This is a genomic window from Klebsiella grimontii, assembly GCF_042137965.1.
GTDB lineage: Bacteria > Pseudomonadota > Gammaproteobacteria > Enterobacterales > Enterobacteriaceae > Klebsiella > Klebsiella grimontii.
This window is the reverse complement of the sequence record NZ_CP169721.1, coordinates 4,792,850-4,809,158: the sequence shown is the minus strand read 5'-3', so window position 1 is coordinate 4,809,158 and position 16,309 is coordinate 4,792,850. Positions and strand designations below refer to the sequence as shown.

The 16,309-nt window shown below is 59.1% G+C and carries 11 protein-coding genes; 3 read left to right on the top strand and 8 right to left on the bottom strand.

Annotation, left to right across the window (positions count from 1 at the left end):
- The first annotated feature begins 44 nt into the window (after positions 1–44).
- On the top strand, positions 45–872 hold the full coding sequence (gene djlA / locus ACE3MN_RS22520) for a co-chaperone DjlA (RefSeq protein WP_024360292.1): 828 nt from the start codon (positions 45–47) through the stop codon (positions 870–872).
- A 30-nt stretch (positions 873–902) separates the two neighbouring features.
- Here the strand turns inward: djlA and ACE3MN_RS22515 are convergent, their stop codons facing one another.
- Both ACE3MN_RS22515 and ACE3MN_RS22510 read right to left on the bottom strand, forming a co-directional pair.
- Positions 903–1,601, bottom strand: coding sequence for a response regulator (locus ACE3MN_RS22515; RefSeq protein ID WP_024360293.1), 699 nt, complete (start codon positions 1,599–1,601; stop codon positions 903–905).
- Complete coding sequence (locus ACE3MN_RS22510; RefSeq protein WP_004872236.1) at positions 1,591–3,216, bottom strand: sensor histidine kinase; 1,626 nt, start codon at positions 3,214–3,216, stop codon at positions 1,591–1,593. Before ACE3MN_RS22510 ends, ACE3MN_RS22515 begins: the two co-directional genes overlap by 11 nt.
- Before the next feature lie 323 nt (positions 3,217–3,539).
- Here ACE3MN_RS22510 and ACE3MN_RS22505 point away from each other — a divergent pair, with 323 nt between their 5' ends.
- Positions 3,540–4,895 carry a 2-hydroxycarboxylate transporter family protein gene (locus ACE3MN_RS22505; RefSeq protein WP_004872233.1) on the top strand — a complete coding sequence of 452 codons (1,356 nt, stop codon included), beginning with the start codon at positions 3,540–3,542 and terminating at the stop codon, positions 4,893–4,895.
- Positions 4,896–5,063: 168 nt separating this feature from the next.
- Positions 5,064–5,603 carry a citrate lyase holo-[acyl-carrier protein] synthase gene (gene citX, locus ACE3MN_RS22500; protein WP_375364170.1) on the top strand — a complete coding sequence of 180 codons (540 nt, stop codon included), beginning with the start codon at positions 5,064–5,066 and terminating at the stop codon, positions 5,601–5,603.
- A gap of 81 nt (positions 5,604–5,684) precedes the next feature.
- Here citX and rluA read toward each other — a convergent pair whose 3' ends face one another.
- The 6 genes from rluA to araB form a co-directional block, all read right to left on the bottom strand.
- Entirely contained in the window at positions 5,685–6,344 is a 660-nt protein-coding gene (gene rluA / locus ACE3MN_RS22495) for a bifunctional tRNA pseudouridine(32) synthase/23S rRNA pseudouridine(746) synthase RluA (RefSeq protein WP_004872228.1), read from the bottom strand.
- A 12-nt stretch (positions 6,345–6,356) separates the two neighbouring features.
- On the bottom strand, positions 6,357–9,263 hold the full coding sequence (rapA, locus tag ACE3MN_RS22490) for an RNA polymerase-associated protein RapA (protein WP_064342159.1): 2,907 nt from the start codon (positions 9,261–9,263) through the stop codon (positions 6,357–6,359).
- A gap of 187 nt (positions 9,264–9,450) precedes the next feature.
- A complete protein-coding gene (gene polB / locus ACE3MN_RS22485; RefSeq protein ID WP_082237608.1) occupies positions 9,451–11,808 on the bottom strand; it encodes a DNA polymerase II in 2,358 nt (785 codons plus the stop codon).
- Between the two features lie 214 nt (positions 11,809–12,022).
- Complete coding sequence (araD, locus tag ACE3MN_RS22480) at positions 12,023–12,718, bottom strand: L-ribulose-5-phosphate 4-epimerase (RefSeq protein WP_004872223.1); 696 nt, start codon at positions 12,716–12,718, stop codon at positions 12,023–12,025.
- Positions 12,719–12,791: 73 nt separating this feature from the next.
- Positions 12,792–14,294 carry an L-arabinose isomerase gene (gene araA / locus ACE3MN_RS22475; protein ID WP_064342161.1) on the bottom strand — a complete coding sequence of 501 codons (1,503 nt, stop codon included), beginning with the start codon at positions 14,292–14,294 and terminating at the stop codon, positions 12,792–12,794.
- Between the two features lie 10 nt (positions 14,295–14,304).
- Complete coding sequence (araB, locus tag ACE3MN_RS22470; RefSeq protein WP_102650214.1) at positions 14,305–16,014, bottom strand: ribulokinase; 1,710 nt, start codon at positions 16,012–16,014, stop codon at positions 14,305–14,307.
- Positions 16,015–16,309 lie beyond the last annotated feature (295 nt).

Below are 16,309 nucleotides of genomic sequence, written 5' to 3'. Positions count from 1 at the left end.
CGGTCAGATATAGCTTAACTGGCGGCAGAGAGATTGGGGAGTCTATGCAGTATTTGGGTAAAATAATTGGCGTTGCGGTTGCGTTGATGATGGGGGGCGGCTTCTGGGGCGTGGTGCTGGGGTTCTTAGTCGGGCATATGTTTGATCGTGCGCGCAGTCGCCGGCTGAATGTCTTCGCCAACCAGCAGGAGCGTCAGTCGCTGTTCTTCTCCACCACTTTTGAAGTGATGGGGCATCTGACCAAATCGAAAGGACGCGTCACCGAAGCCGATATTCATGTCGCCAATTTGCTGATGGATCGCATGAGTCTGCATGGCGAAGCGCGAACCGCGGCGCAGCACGCGTTTCGGGTAGGGAAATCAGATGATTACCCGCTGCGTGAGAAAATGCGCCAGCTGCGCAGCGTCTGTTTTGGGCGTTTTGATTTAATTCGGATGTTTCTGGAAATTCAGCTGCAGGCGGCTTTCGCCGACGGCGAACTGCATCCCAACGAACGCGACGTGCTGTTTGTGATTGCCGATGAGCTGGGCATCTCCCGCGCTCAGTTCGAGCAGTTCCTGCGCATGATGCAGGGCGGGGCGCAGTTTGGCGGCGGTTCGCAGCAGCAATCTTACGGGCAGCGCGGCGGTAACGCCGGCTGGCAGCAGGCGCAGCGCGGGCCAACCCTGGAAGACGCCTGCAATGTGCTGGGGGTTAAAGCGACCGACGATGCCGCCACCGTCAAGCGCGCCTATCGTAAGCTGATGAGCGAGCACCATCCGGATAAGCTGGTGGCGAAAGGGCTACCGCCGGAAATGATGGAGATGGCTAAGCAGAAAGCGCAGGAGATCCAGAAAGCCTGGGAGCTGATTAAAGAGCAGCGCGGCTTCTAAATGACCGGCCTCTCCCGAACGGGAGAGGCGTCACGATGCGCTGGCGGCGCGGCGGTACATGCGCCGCGGATGGCCTATCTTGCCGTACAGCATTTCCACCTGCAGAAAACCGATTTCCACGCAGTGCTCCAGATAGCGCCGGGCCGTGGTTTTGCTCAATCCAGCCTCGCTCACCACGTCATCCACCGAAAAGCAGCGTTCATCTTCACCGGTAAACAGACTCTGCACCAGCGCCAGCGTTTTTTCTTCAATACCTTTACTGCCGCTATCGGCTCGGTAGTTTTTAGCCTGCAGCTGATACAGCGAATCCACGTTCTGCTGGTCGACAATCTTCCATTCGCGCTGCTGGTCGTAGAACTGTACGAACCGTTCAAGGGACTGGCTCAGGCGCTTCCACGACACCGGTTTGAGAATGTAGTCGAAGGCGCCGTTGCGAATTGCCTGGCTACAGGTTTCCATATCGCTGGCGGCGGTGATAAAGATCACCGAGCAGCCAGCGTGGCCCATAATAGGGTCGTTCATCAAGGTGACCCCTTTGCCGTCCGGCAGGTAGTTATCCAGCAGCACCAGCTGCGGCGGCCTGGCGTTGAGTATCTGCCGCGCCTGGGCGAGAGAAGCCGCCGTGCCCGCCAGCCGCATACGCGGATGTTTCTGGATAAGCTCGGCGTGCAGCCGCGCCAGTTCGCTTTCATCTTCAACGATCAGAACATCGACCAGGTCATGATGCATAGTGCTTCTCTTCTTGCGGATGGGCTGGCCCGTCGGCGGGAATAAACAGCGTGAAAATCGCCCCGCGCGGCGCGTTGTCGGCCACTTCAATCGTGCCGCCAGCCTGGGTGACATAGCGTTCAATAAGATACAGTCCTATACCGTGATCGCCGCGAGTTTTGGTGGTGACGCCGCGCTCAAAGATATGCTCGCGGATCTCCGGGCGAATACCGACGCCGCGATCGGCGACTTCAATCATTAATTCCCGGGCGTTGAGCTGAATCAGGATCTCGACCGGTTCGTGCGGCAGTTCGGCGCGCTGGGTGGCCTCAATGGCGTTATCCAGCAGATTACCGATGATAGAGATAAGCTCGGACTCCATCAACGACGGCAGCGGACGGTCGATGCGGCAGGCCGGGTCAAAGCTCAGTTCGACCCCTTTTTCCCGCGCGCGGGCGGCTTTGCCCAGCAGCAGGCCGCACAGCGTCGGCGAATTAAAGTGCGATGAGATAAAGTCCAGTAGCTCCTGGGCATGCTCCGACTGCGCCTGAATATAGCGAATCGCCTCATCATAGTGGCCCATATGCAGCAGGCCGGACAGGGTGGTCATCCGATTGAGCTGTTCATGGCGCATGATGCGCAGATTATCGACGTAGCGTTTCACCTGGCTGAGCTGGGCGCTCAGCGAGTTGATTTCATCGCGGTCGCGGAAGGTGATCACCCAGCCCTGGAGCGAATTCTCCAGCATGATACGCACCCGGCTGGCGAGCACGGTAAGCTGATTAAAACGGCATAGCTCATCGTGGGTATCGTTTTCGAGCATCTCACCGCTGGCGAAAAACGGCTGCGGGGTAATGACGCTATCGATCGACTTACCGCGCAGCTGGTGCGCGGGCTGGCTCAGTCCGAGCAGGCTGCGGGCGGCGTGGTTTATCACTTCGATACGCCGGTGATGGTCAATCACGATCACCCCTTCGTATATCGACTCCATCATCGCTTTTTGCTGACGCACCAGCAGGCCGATTTCGCGCGGCTCCAGCGAGAAAATTTGCTTTTTAATGCTGCGGGTGAAGTACCAGGAGAAGATAAACAGTGCGATAAGCAGCAGCACCGCGGCGACGAAGATGTTGATGACTTTTTCCAGCGTGATGCTGTCGAGATAGCTGGTGAGATAGCCGACGGAGACAATACCGACCACCCGGCCGGCGTCATTGAAAATCGGCGCTTTGCTGCGCAGGGAAATACCGAGCCCCCCTTTACGGATAGTGGTCGTGCTTTGCCCCTCGAGCACCGGCTGGTTATCGCCGCCAACCAGTCGCGTGCCGACCCACTCCGGGTGTACCGAGTGAAACAGATGCACGCCCCGCTTGTCGCCAATAACAATAAAGCTGGCGTCGCTGTGGGCGGCGATATTTTGCATAAAAGGCTTTATCGCCTGCGCATCTTCACGCGTCACCTGCTGACGTAAATTAGGCATCAGCGCGATTTCTTCCGCCTGTATTCTCGCGCGGGCGCTCATTTCCTGATAAAGCTGATGGCTGGCGTCGAAATAGTAATAGACTCCCAGGAGCGCGAACAGCACTGAGAAAAAAGCGACCAGCGAAATGAACAGCTTAAACTGAAATGAAACCTTCATAAGTATAATGCACAGTATCAGGGATGCGGCAGCGTATCATTTTTTCGCTACCGGCATCGTGGCTGAGGGTGACCGGTGGACGTCCACGCGGGCGTCAGGGAACCACAATTATCCGCTGGCGGGGAATTTATCAAGGTTAATCAGGCGCTGGATTTAAAAACCTTAAAAACCACGGCTATAAATCAGAGCGGTTTCACAATAATAATAGAAACCATAAAAACCATAGTGACCATTAAAACTTCGTTTTTAATCTGCCGATCCTCACATTAACTCTGTGCATGGCCCTCTAACCTGAAAAATAATAATAACCAGAGGGCTTAATTATGAGCACCACAGACAATGCATTCCCTGCAACCATCGACCCTATTAATACGCCAAAAGCGCCGCTTAAGCAGCGTTGGTGGCATATCCTCGATAACTGGAAAGTCGGTATTATCCCGCTGCCGCTCTTCCTGCTGGCCGGCGGCCTGATCGCGCTGGACTGTCTGGGCGGCAAGCTGCCGAGCGATATCGTCGTGATGGTGGCGACGCTGGCCTTTTTCGGCTTTGCCTGCGGCGAATTCGGTAAGCGCCTGCCGATACTCGGTAAACTCGGCGCGGCGGCCATCTGCGCGACCTTTATTCCTTCTGCGCTGGTTCACTACGGCCTGCTGCCGGATGTGGTGGTGGAGTCGACTACCAAATTCTATAAGTCGACCAACATTCTTTACCTTTATATCTGCTGCATTATCGTCGGCAGCATTATGAGCATGAACCGTACCACGCTGATTCAGGGCTTTATGCGGATTTTCTTCCCGATGCTGTGCGGAGAAATCGTCGGTATGGTGGTCGGCGTCGGCGTGGGTACCGCCCTGGGGCTGGAGCCGTTTCAGGTGTTTTTCTTTATCGTCCTGCCAATCATGGCCGGCGGCGTCGGCGAGGGGGCGATTCCGCTGTCGATTGGCTACGCCGCGCTGATGCATATGGATCAGGGCGTTGCGCTCGGTCGCGTGCTGCCGATGGTGATGTTGGGCAGCCTGACGGCGATTGTGATCGCCGGCGGTTTAAACCAGCTGGGCAAGCGTTTCCCGCATTTGACCGGCGAGGGGCAGCTGATGCCGAACCGCCGCAACGAGACGCACCGCGAAACGCCCGCCGAGGGCAAAATGGACGTGACGACGCTGGCCTCCGGCGCGCTGCTGGCGGTGCTGCTCTATATGCTGGGTATGCTTGGCCAGAAGACCATCGGCCTGCCCGCGCCGGTGGGAATGCTGTTTCTCGCGGTGCTGCTTAAGCTGGTAAACGGCGTCTCTCCGCGTCTGCAGGAGGGCTCGCAGATGGTATATAAGTTCTTCCGCACGGCGGTGACCTATCCGATTCTGTTTGCCGTCGGCGTGGCGATCACGCCGTGGCAGGAGCTGGTCAACGCCTTTACCCTTACCAATTTGCTGGTGATTATCAGCACCGTATCGGCGCTGGTGGCGACCGGCTTCCTGGTCGGCAAAAAGATTGGCATGCACCCGATTGACGTGGCGATTGTCTCCTGCTGCCAGAGCGGGCAGGGCGGCACCGGCGATGTGGCGATTCTGACTTCCGGCAACCGCATGAACCTGATGCCGTTCGCCCAGATCGCAACAAGAATCGGCGGCGCGATTAATGTATCGCTGGGATTGCTGTTCCTCAGTCACTTTCTGGCGTGATTTAACTTTTATATAACAGCTAAGTCTGCTTTTTCGTGCTAAATAGCGCAGAAAATTTCTGCGCCCCGTCTCCAAAACAGGGATCGTTTAGCGATACAATCAGCGCCATTATTCGCGACCGCGACGGCAGCCTGTCCGCTGCCTTTTATTAAGTGAGGAGAGAAACAAATGTCAGTGGATACTCTCGCCCGTGAGGGCGTAAGCATGGAAGCGCTGCTGGCGGCGAAAGAGCAGCGTTCGGCTCGCCAGGCCGACTGGTTAGCCCATTATCAACGGCCGCTGATTTCGCTGACCCTGGTGACGCCGGGCGCGGTGAAAGACAGCATTCGCTACCGTAATATGATGGGCGTGGCGCTGCAGACCTGCGATCAGATGCTGTGGAAACATCGCTGGCAGACGCTGGATCGCCAGGTGCTGTGGCTGCCGACCGGGCCGGAAGCGCTGTGGTGCGTCGATCACGCCGCCAGCGAAATCAAAGCCTTCTGTACCGACCTTGAGCATACTCACCCGCTGGGCCGCCTGTGGGATATTGATGTGATTTGCCCGAAGAATGGCCTGGTGGGCCGTCAGTCTATGGGGGAGAACCAGCGCCGCTGCCTGCTGTGCGACGAGCCCGCGCATGCCTGCGCCCGCAGCCGCCGTCATGATACCGGGGAGGTTGTTGCCCGCGTCGAGCAGATGATTGATGCGTGGTTTGCCCGCGACTAACGCCTGTTTCCCGTTGCGATGATGAGCGACGGATAGCCCGGGTGAGCCGCTGGCGGCACGACCCGGGACAGAGATAAGCGATCAGAAGTCGATCGGCGCGCGGAAGGTCATCGAATTACCGAAAGCGGGATGGGTGATGGTCAGCGTTTCGGCGTGCAGTAGCAGACGCGGCGCCATCGCCAGCGCTTCCGGCGACGCATAAAAGCGGTCGCCGAGAATCGGATGGCCCAGCGCCAGCATATGCACGCGCAGCTGATGCGAACGCCCGGTAATCGGCTTCAGGCGTACGCGGGCGGTGTTGTCCGCCGCGAACTCCAGCACTTCATACTCGGTTTGCGCCGCTTTGCCGGTTTCGTAACACACCTTCTGCTTTGGCCGGTTCGGCCAGTCGCAAATCAGCGGTAAATCCACCAGACCTTCCGCTTTTTCCGGATGCCCCCAGACGCGGGCGACGTACTGCTTTTTCGGCTCGCGTTCGCGGAACTGCCGCTTTAGCTCGCGCTCTGCCGCTTTGGTCAGGGCCACCACAATCACGCCGCTGGTCGCCATATCCAGTCGGTGTACCGACTCGGCCTGCGGAAAGTCGCGCTGAATGCGCGTCATCACGCTGTCTTTGTGCTCAGCAAGCCGCCCCGGCACGGACAACAGGCCGCTCGGCTTGTTGACCACCATAATGTGCTCATCCTGGTAAAGAATAACCAGCCAGGGATCCTGCGGCGGATTGTAGTTTTCCATCGCCATATTCGCGTTCCGTTACTGGTGGGTGACGACGATTAAGCGCAGCGCATCAAGACGCCAGCCTGCCTGAGCCAGCGCGTCCATCACCTGCTGACGGTTGCTCTCGATAGCTGCCAGTTCATCATCGCGGATGTTCGGGTTCACGGCGCGCAGCGCTTCAAGGCGCGACAGCTCGGACGTCAGCTTGTCGTCGGCTTCTTTACGCGCGGCGTCGATCAGCGCCTGGGCCGCTTTGGCGACCTGGCCTTCGCCCTGCTGTAAAATCGCGTGGACGTCCTGCTGGACGGCGTTAACCAACTTGCTGCCGGTGTGGCGGTTGACCGCGCTCAGCTGACGGTTAAAGCTTTCGAACTCCACCTGACCGGCGAGGTTGTTGCCGTTTTTGTCGAGCAGCATGCGCACCGGCGTCGGCGGCAGGAAGCGGTTGAGCTGCAGATGCTTCGGCGCCTGTGCTTCAACGACGTAAATCAGCTCCAGCAGCAGGGTTCCCACCGGCAGCGCTTTGTTCTTCAGCAGCGAAATGGTGCTGCTGCCGGTATCGCCGGAGAGGATCAGATCCAGACCGTTGATAATCAGCGGATGCTCCCAGGTGATGAACTGTGCGTCTTCGCGGGACAGGGCGACATCACGCTCAAAGGTAATAGTGCAGCCATCTTCCGGCAGACCCGGGAAATCCGGAACCAGCATATGGTCGGAGGGGGTCAGGACAATCAGGTTTTCACCGCGATCGTCCTGGTTGATGCCGACGATATCAAACAGGTTCATGGAGAAGGCGATCAGGCTGGTGTCGTCATCCTGTTCTTCAATGCTTTCCGCAAGCTGCTGGGCTTTTTCACCGCCGTTGGAGTGGATCTCCAGCAGGCGGTCGCGGCCCTGCTCCAGCTGCGCTTTCAGCGCGTCATGCTGCTGGCGGCAGGCTTTGATCAGCTCGTCGAAGCCGTCGGTATTTTCCGGGGCGGCGAGATAGTTAATCAGTTCGTTATGCACGCTGTCGTAAACGGTACGGCCGGTCGGGCAGGTATGCTCGAACGCGTCCAGACCTTCGTGATACCAGCGTACCAGCACCGACTGGGCGGTTCTCTCCAGATAGGGAACGTGGATCTGAATATCGTGAGCCTGGCCGATACGGTCAAGACGGCCGATACGCTGCTCCAGCAGATCCGGGTTGAACGGCAGATCGAACATCACCAGATTGCTGGCGAACTGGAAGTTACGGCCTTCTGAGCCGATTTCAGAACACAGCAGCACCTGCGCGCCGGTATCTTCTTCGGCAAACCAGGCGGCGGCGCGGTCGCGTTCAATAATCGACATCCCTTCGTGGAACACCGCGGCGCGAATACCTTCGCGTTCGCGCAGGACCTGCTCCAGCTGCAGCGCGGTGGCCGCTTTGGCGCAGATGACCAGCACTTTTTGCGAACGGTGGCTGGTGAGATGGCCCATCAGCCACTCAACGCGCGGGTCGAAGTTCCACCAGGTGCCGGTATCGCCTTCAAACTCTTGATAAATCTGCTCCGGATAGAGCATATCGCGGGCGCGCTCTTCGGCGGTTTTACGGGCGCCCATAATCCCGGAAACCTTGATAGCCGTCTGGTACTGGGTCGGCAGCGGCAGGCGAATCGTGTGCAGCTCGCGTTTCGGGAAGCCTTTCACGCCGTTACGCGTGTTGCGGAACAGTACGCGGCTGGTGCCGTGACGGTCCATCAGCATGGAGACCAGCTCCTGGCGGGCGGCCTGGGCATCATCGCGATCGCTGTTGGCCGCCTGCAAGAGCGGTTCGATATCCTGTTCGCCGATCAGATCGCTCAGCGCGTTCAGCTCGGCGTCGTTCAGCTTATTCCCGGCCAGCAGCAGGGCGACGGCGTCGGCAACCGGACGGTAGTTCTGCTGCTCTTCAACAAACTGAGCGAAATCATGGAAACGGTTAGGGTCGAGCAGGCGCAGGCGGGCGAAGTGGCTCTCCATCCCGAGCTGTTCCGGCGTCGCGGTGAGCAGCAGAATGCCCGGCACGCGCTCGGCCAGCTGTTCAATAGCCTGATATTCGCGGCTTGGCGCGTCTTCGCTCCACACCAGATGGTGCGCTTCATCGACGACCATCAGGTCCCATTCGGCATCGCACAGGTGCTCCAGGCGCTGCTTGCTGCGGCGCACGAAGTCCAGCGAGCAGATAACCAGCTGTTCGGTTTCGAACGGGTTAATGGCGTCGTGCTGCGCTTCGGCGTAGCGCTCATCGTCAAACAGCGAAAAGCGCAGGTTAAAGCGGCGCAGCATTTCCACCAGCCACTGGTGCTGCAGAGTTTCCGGAACGACGATCAGAACGCGTTCGGCAGCGCCGGAGAGCAGTTGCTGATGCAGGATCATCCCGGCTTCAATGGTTTTACCTAAACCCACTTCGTCCGCCAGCAGGACGCGCGGCGCGTGGCGGCGGCCAACGTCGTGAGCGATATTCAGCTGATGCGGGATCAGGCTGGTGCGCTGGCCGCGCAGGCCGCTCCACGGCATGCGGTACTGTTCGCTCTGAAATTTGCGCGCGCGATAGCGCAGGGCGAAACGGTCCATGCGGTCGATCTGCCCGGCGAACAGACGGTCCTGCGGTTTGCTGAAGACCAGTTTGCTGTCGAGCAGCACTTCACGCAGGGTGACGTTGGCTTCCTGGGTATCGAGGCGGGTACCGGTGTAGGCCAGCAGACCGTTCTCTTCATTAACTTCGTCAACCTGGAGCTGCCAGCCTTCATGGCTGGTGATGGTATCGCCCGGGTTGAACATCACGCGGGTGATCGGGGAGTCGTTGCGTGCGTACAGACGGTTTTCGCCGATGGCGGGGAAAAGCAGAGTCACCATGCGCGCGTCCAGCGCAACGACCGTCCCTAATCCCAGTTCGCTCTCTGTGTCGCTAATCCAGCGTTGACCAAGTGTAAAAGGCATATATGTTCGGCTCTTTAGTTCTTTGATTGCAGGCAATAGTTGATCATCTCCATGGAGAATCGGAGATACGTCAAAATTGGGTCCAGGAATGGAAAGGGCGCTATATTACTGGATGGCGGAACGTTCGTCACGTCCTCCTCACCCTTCATTTTACGGCTTTTGCGCCAGCGGAATGGGTGAGGAAAAATCAAAATAGCCCCAGTTGTCCCGTCACTATTGTAGCAAAATCGTCGTCGACAAAGGGAAGTATTCCTTCGGCGACAGGCTCTAATTGCTTAGAAAGGTAGTGTTCATAATCCAGCGGCGATTGCTGATAGTCCACCGGCTCCGGCCCGCCGGTGGTCCAGACGTATTTAATGCTGCCGCGCTGCTGATACTGCTGCGGCCTGCCCAGCCTGACGTTTTGCTCATCAGCGAGCCTGGCCGCGCGCACGTGCGGCGGCACGTTGCGCTGATACTCCGCCAGCGGACGGCGCAGGCGTTTGCGGTAGACCAGCCGATCGTCAAGCTCGCCGTTCATCAGCTTATCGATGGTTTCGCGTACGTAATCGCGATAGGGCTGATGACGGAAAATGCGCAGATAAAGCTCCTGCTGAAACTGCTGGGCCAGCGGCGTCCAGTCGGTGCGCACCGTTTCCAGCCCTTTAAACACCATGCGCTGCTCATCCGCTTCCTGAATCATTCCGGCATAGCGCTTTTTACTGCCGGTATCCGCGCCGCGGATGGTGGGCATGAGAAAGCGGCAGAAGTGGGTTTCAAACTCCAGCTCCAGGGTGCTGGCCAGCCCATCTTTAGCGAGCTCCGCCGCCCACCATTCGTTGACGAAGGCCACCAGCGAGCGGCCGATGCTGCTGGCTTCCTCTTCGCTGTGGGCCCGCTTGAGCCACACGAAGGTGGAGTCGGTATCGCCGTAGATAACGTCGTAGCCCTGGGATTCAATCAGCGCTTTGGTCTGGCGCATAATCGCGTGGCCGCGCATGGTGATGGAGGAGGCCAGACGGGGATCGAAAAAGCGGCAGGCGCTGGTGCCGAGCACGCCGTAGAAGGCGTTCATAATGATCTTCAGCGCCTGCGACAGCGGCTTGTTTTTATGCTGCTTAGCCTCGTCGCGCCCGTGCCAGATCTGCCCGACAATCCCCGGCAGGCAGTGTTTTTCTCGCGAGAAGCGCGCGCCAAGAAAGCCTTCGGTGCTGTGAGCGTCATCGGGATGCGCCAGCCCTTCAACCAGCCCCACCGGATCGATCAGGAAGGTGCGGATAATCGACGGATACAGGCTTTTGTAGTCCAGCACCAGTACCGAGTCGTACAGGCCGGGGCGCGAGTCCATCACGTAGCCGCCGGGGCTGGCCTGCGGCGGTACTGCGCCAAGGTTCGGCGCAACGTAGCCGAGCCGGTGCATGCGCGGGAAATAGAGATGGCTGAAGGCGGCGACCGAACCGCCGTGGCGATCCGCTGGCAGGCCGTTGACCGTCGCGCGCTCCAGTAAAAAGGGCATGATCTCGGTTTTATGGAAGATGCGCGTAACCAGCTCGCAGTCCTGCAGGTTGTATGTCGCCAGCGCCGGTTTATCGTGATGAAAACGGCGGTCGATTTCATCCATCCGATCCCAGGGGTTATCGATGGCTTTGCCCTCGCCGAGCAGTTCGCGGGCGACCGATTCCAGGGCAAAAGAGGAGAAATTCCAGAACGCGGATTTCAGCGCCTCGATGCCGTCGATAATCAGTCGGCCATTGGCCTGAGCAAAGAAGACGCCATTTTTAAAACCGTGCTCGCGCCACTCCAGTTCGCTGTTGCCGCGCCCGAGCATCAGCGGGATGCGATAGCGCTCAGCGTGCTTTTGCAGAACGCGTAAATCGAACTGCACCACGTTCCAGCCGATCAGCACGTCCGGGTCGTGAGCGGCAAACCAGGCGTTAAGCTTTTCCAGCAGCAGCGGGCGGCTGGCGACGTACTCCAGCGTGAAATCGACGGCAGGCGGGGTGGCGGGCTCCGGACCTAACATATAGACGACCCGCTGGCCGCAGCCTTCAAGGCCGATGCAGTAGAGCTCGCCGTGGCGGCTGGTTTCGATATCCAGCGAAACCCATTTCAGCGGTGGGCGGTAGTGGGGGTTGGGCTTCATTCGCGCGTTGACCAGCTGCTGGCCGCGCGCCTCGCCTTCCACCCACACCGGGGCGGTAATAAAGCGCTCCATCAGATAGCGCTCCGGCGGGCGGATGTCGCCTTCATATACCGTGACGCCGTTTTCACGCAGCTTTTTTTCCAGCCGCATCAGCTGGCGGTGAGCGCGGCAGTAAAGGCCAAAAACCGGCTGGCGATGAAAATCTTGCAGATTGAGCGCAGCAAGGCGATGGCCGTTTTCCCCCTGCAGCAGGCGTTCAACCTGCGGACGCTGGGATTCGGCAATGAACGCTACGGATTCCTGCGGCGGCAGCGTAACCTCAAGCGGGCCGTCATCGGTCGCCAGCCAGAAAGTCAGTTCGGTGCCCTGTGGGGTATCCCGCCAGTGACGGGTGAGTAAAAAACCTGCTCGTGGCTGCGTCACGCCGTGCTCTCATGAGTGAAAACCAGGCCTGATTATAGCCTGGTTCACGGAATGATGCTGGGGTTTTATACAGGTATAGTCCGGAGGTTGGGTTGCGCGCTGTTTCCCGGATTGCGGCGTAAACGCCTTATCCGGGCTACCCGGCTACCCGTCCTGCAGACGGCTGTGCACCTGTAGCCCGGCTAAGCGTAGCGCGAGCCGGGAAACCGTGGCGCTACTGCCCGTAATAGGCTTTCGCGCCGTGCTTGCGCAAATAGTGTTTATCCAGCAGCGTTTGCTGCATCTCCGGCAGCTGCGGCGCCAGCTGGCGGCAGAAGATGCCCATATAGGCGATCTCTTCCAGCACGATAGCGTTATGCACCGCGTCTTCGGCGTTTTTCCCCCAGGCAAACGGGCCGTGCGAGTGCACCAGCACGCCGGGCATTTGCGCTGGATCGATGCCTTTTTCACGGAAGGTTTCGACGATCACCGCGCCGGTTTCCCATTCGTACTCGCCGTTGATCTCCTCGTCGGTCATCAGACGGGTACAGGGGACCGCGCCGTAGAAGTAGTCGGCGTGGGTGGTGCCGGTGGCGGGAATCGACTGTCCGGCCTGCGCCCAGATGGTGGCGTGACGCGAATGGGTATGAACAATGCCGCCCAGCGTCGGGAATGCCTGATACAGCAGGCGGTGGGTTGGGGTATCCGAAGAGGGTTTTTTCTGGCCTTCAACCACTTCGCCGGTCTCCAGGCTGACCACCACCATATCTTCGGCGCGCATTACGCTGTAGTCGACGCCGGAGGGTTTAATTACCAGCACCCCCCGTTCACGGTCGACGGCGCTGACGTTGCCCCAGGTGAGGGTAACCAGATTGTGCTTAGGCAGGGCCAGGTTGGCTTCGAGAACCTGGCGTTTGAGATCTTCTAACATACTGTGCTCCGAATTGCTGGCGAGTCAGTTCCCCTCACCCTCTCCCCTGGGGAGAGGGTGAGGGGACGGTCTCTTAGCGTTTTGAACCGTAATACACTTCGTTCCAGCGCAGCGCATCCTTGAAGGAGGGCAGACGGGTTTCGTTATCAATCACGGTCAGCTCGATATCCTGCAGCTCAGCAAACTGGCGCATATCGTCGAGGGTCAGCGCATGGCTGAAGACGGTGTGGTGCGCGCCGCCGGCGATGATCCAGGCTTCGGACGCGGTGCGCAGATCCGGATGCGCTTTCCACAGGGCGTTGGCGACCGGCAGTTTCGGCAGAGCGTGCGGCGTTTTCACCGTCTCAATGGTGTTCACCAGCAGACGATAGCGATCGCCGAGATCGATCAGGCTGGCAACGATCGCCGGGCCGGTCTGGGTGTTGAAGATGATGCGCGCCGGATCGGCTTTACCGCCGATGCCCAGAGGCTGGACGTCGAGAATCGGTTTCTCCGCGGTGGCGATGGTCGGGCAGACTTCCAGCATATGCGAGCCCAGCGCCAGATCGTTGCCTTTCTCGAAGTGATAGGTGTAATCCTCCATAAAAGAGGTGCCGCCCTGCAGACCAGTTGCCATCACCTTCATGATGCGAAGCAGAGCGGCGGTTTTCCAGTCGCCCTCGCCCGCAAAGCCGTAGCCCTGCTGCATCAGACGCTGCACGGCGAGACCCGGAAGCTGTTTCAGGCCGTGTAAATCTTCAAAGGTAGTGGTAAACGCGTGGAAGCCGCCCTGTTCCAGGAAGCGCTTCATCCCCAGCTCAATGCGCGCGGCGTCGAGGAGGTTCTGCCGCTTATCGCCGTGGATTTGCACCGCGGGCGTCAGACGATAGCTGCTTTCATACTCATCAATCAGCGCGCTGATTTCGCCGTCGCTGACCGCATTGACGACCTGCACCAGATCGCCCACCGCCCAGGTGTTAACCGAGAAGCCAAACTTGATCTGCGCGGCGACTTTATCCCCGTCGGTCACCGCCACTTCGCGCATGTTATCGCCGAAGCGGCAGACTTTCAGGTGGCGGGTATCTTGTTTAGAGACCGCCTGGCGCATCCACGCGCCGATGCGCTGATGCGCTTCTTTATCCTGCCAGTGGCCGGTCACCACGCTGTGCTGCTGACGCATGCGGGCGCCGATGAAGCCGAACTCGCGGCCGCCGTGCGCGGTCTGGTTCAGGTTCATAAAGTCCATATCGATGCTGTCCCACGGCAGGGCCGCGTTGAACTGGGTATGGAACTGCATCAGCGGTTTGTTGAGGATCGTAAGGCCGTTAATCCACATTTTCGCCGGTGAGAAGGTATGCAGCCACACCACCATCCCGGCGCACTTGTCATCGTAATTGGCGTCGCGGCAGATATGGGTGATCTCATCCGGGGTAGTACCCAGCGGCTTAAGCACCAGTTTGCACGGCAGTTTGGCTTCCGCATTCAGGCTGTTCACCACATGTTCTGCGTGCTTCGTAACCTGACGTAGCGCTTCAGGGCCATACAGATGCTGGCTACCGATGACGAACCACACTTCATAATTATTAAAAATAGTCATTTTTATATCCTTAATGGGTGAGAGCTGCCTGCGATTGCGGCGCGGTTTCCGCCTTTGCAGTCGAAGGAAGATAACGTTGTTCCGCGCTAAGCGACCACTGCTGGTAGCGCTGGTAGAGTTGTTCGAAGCGTTGCGCCTGAGCCGGGCGGGGCTGCAGGGTACTTTCCACCTGGCTGGCCATGTTTTCCTGCGCGGCGGGGATATCGCGATATACGCCCGCGGCGACGGCGGCGAAGATAGCCGCGCCCAGCGCGCAGCACTGATCGGAGGCGACGATTTGCAGCGGGCGATTCAGCACATCGCAGCAGGCCTGCATGATCACCGGGTTTTTCCGCGCGATGCCGCCGAGCGCCATCACGTTATTGACCGGGATACCCTGGTCGGTGAAGCACTCCATAATGGCGCGGGCGCCGAAGGCGGTGGCGGCAATCAGCCCGCCGAACAGCGCCGGGGCGTCGGTGGCGAGGTTGAGATCGGTAATGACCCCTTTTAGACGCTGGTTGGCATTCGGCGTACGGCGGCCGTTAAACCAGTCCAGCACTACCGGCAGGTGGTCGAGAGACGGGTTTTTCGCCCAGGCGTCGGTCAGCGCGGGAAGTAGCTGTTTCTGGCTGGCTTTGATCTGCTCTTTGAGTTCCGGGTGGGCCTGCGCCAGCTGCTCCAGCGGCCAGCCGAGGATGCGGCCAAACCAGGCGTAGATGTCGCCAAACGCGGATTGCCCCGCTTCCATACCGATAAAGTCAGGCACAACGCTACCGTCGACCTGGCCGCAAATACCCTTCACCGTACGCTCGCCGACGCTCTGTTTATCGGCGATCAGAATGTCGCAGGTGGAGGTGCCGATCACTTTGACCAGCGCGTTTGGCTGCGCCCCGGCACCGACGGCGCCCATATGGCAGTCGAAAGCGCCGCCGGAGATGGCGACGGTTTGCGGCAGGCCCAGGCGCGCGGCCCACTCGGCGGTCAGGGGGCCGACCGGGACATCCGCAGTCCAGGTCTCGCTGAACATCGGATAGGCCAGATTCTGGTTAATAATCGGGTCGAGTTCATCGAAGAAACCGGCTGGCGGCAGGCCGCCCCAGCTTTCGTGCCACAGCGATTTATGCCCGGCGCTGCAGCGGCCGCGACGAATATCCTGCGGGCGGGTGGTACCGGAAAGCAGCGCGGGTACCCAGTCGCATAGCTCAATCCACGACGCGGCGGCTTCGGCGACGGCGCTATCCTGGCGGGTAACGTGGAGGATTTTGGCCCAGAACCATTCGCTGGAGTAGATACCGCCGATATAGCGGGAGTAGTCCTCTTTGCCCGGCTGGTGGCAGAGGCGGGTAATCTCCTCCGCTTCTTCCACCGAGGTGTGGTCTTTCCACAGGACGAACATGGCGTTGGGGTTGCTGGCGAATTCGTCGCGCAGCGCCAGGACGTTGCCGTCGGCGTCGATGGGCGCGGGGGTTGAGCCGGTGCTATCCACGCCGATACCCACCACGGCAGCGCGCTGTTCGGCGCTAAGGGATGCGAGGACGCTTTTCAGCGCGGCTTCCATCGATTCGATATAGTCGCGTGGATGATGGCGGAACTGGTTGTTCGGGCCATCGCAGAATAGCCCCTCCTGCCAGCGCGGATACCACTCGACGCTTGCGGCGAGCTCTTCGCCCGTTGCGCACTCTACCGCCAGGGCGCGTACTGAATCACTGCCAAAATCGAGGCCAATCGCAATTGCCATGCTGTTACTCCATGCTAAAAATCATTCATGGTGAAACAGTAGATATCTGGGCTGAAAACCGTCAGGCTGTATTCGCTAATCTTATGGACTATATTGCTGTGACGTCGCAAAGTGTGACGCCGTGCAAATATTCAATGTGGACTTTCCTGCCGTCTTTATAGACACTTCAGTTATGCGCTAAAAGTGCCTGAATTGTGCGCTGTGCTCAGTTTTTGCCGAGAGGCGGCGGGTTTTAATTCAATTTATAACCCGCGTCGCAGCACGCGCTGTCAGCCAGAGGATAAAATGCAAGGTA

Bases quoted from the DNA above. Each gene is read 5' to 3' on its own strand.
- djlA (WP_024360292.1), top strand. From the start codon at position 45: ATGCAGTATTTGGGTAAAATAATTGGCGTTGCGGTTGCGTTGATGATG.
- ACE3MN_RS22515 (WP_024360293.1), bottom strand. From the start codon at position 1,601: ATGCATCATGACCTGGTCGATGTTCTGATCGTTGAAGATGAAAGCGAA.
- ACE3MN_RS22510 (WP_004872236.1), bottom strand. From the start codon at position 3,216: ATGAAGGTTTCATTTCAGTTTAAGCTGTTCATTTCGCTGGTCGCTTTT.
- ACE3MN_RS22505 (WP_004872233.1), top strand. From the start codon at position 3,540: ATGAGCACCACAGACAATGCATTCCCTGCAACCATCGACCCTATTAAT.
- citX (WP_375364170.1), top strand. From the start codon at position 5,064: ATGTCAGTGGATACTCTCGCCCGTGAGGGCGTAAGCATGGAAGCGCTG.
- rluA (WP_004872228.1), bottom strand. From the start codon at position 6,344: ATGGCGATGGAAAACTACAATCCGCCGCAGGATCCCTGGCTGGTTATT.
- rapA (WP_064342159.1), bottom strand. From the start codon at position 9,263: ATGCCTTTTACACTTGGTCAACGCTGGATTAGCGACACAGAGAGCGAA.
- araD (WP_004872223.1), bottom strand. From the start codon at position 12,718: ATGTTAGAAGATCTCAAACGCCAGGTTCTCGAAGCCAACCTGGCCCTG.
- araA (WP_064342161.1), bottom strand. From the start codon at position 14,294: ATGACTATTTTTAATAATTATGAAGTGTGGTTCGTCATCGGTAGCCAG.
- araB (WP_102650214.1), bottom strand. From the start codon at position 16,014: ATGGCAATTGCGATTGGCCTCGATTTTGGCAGTGATTCAGTACGCGCC.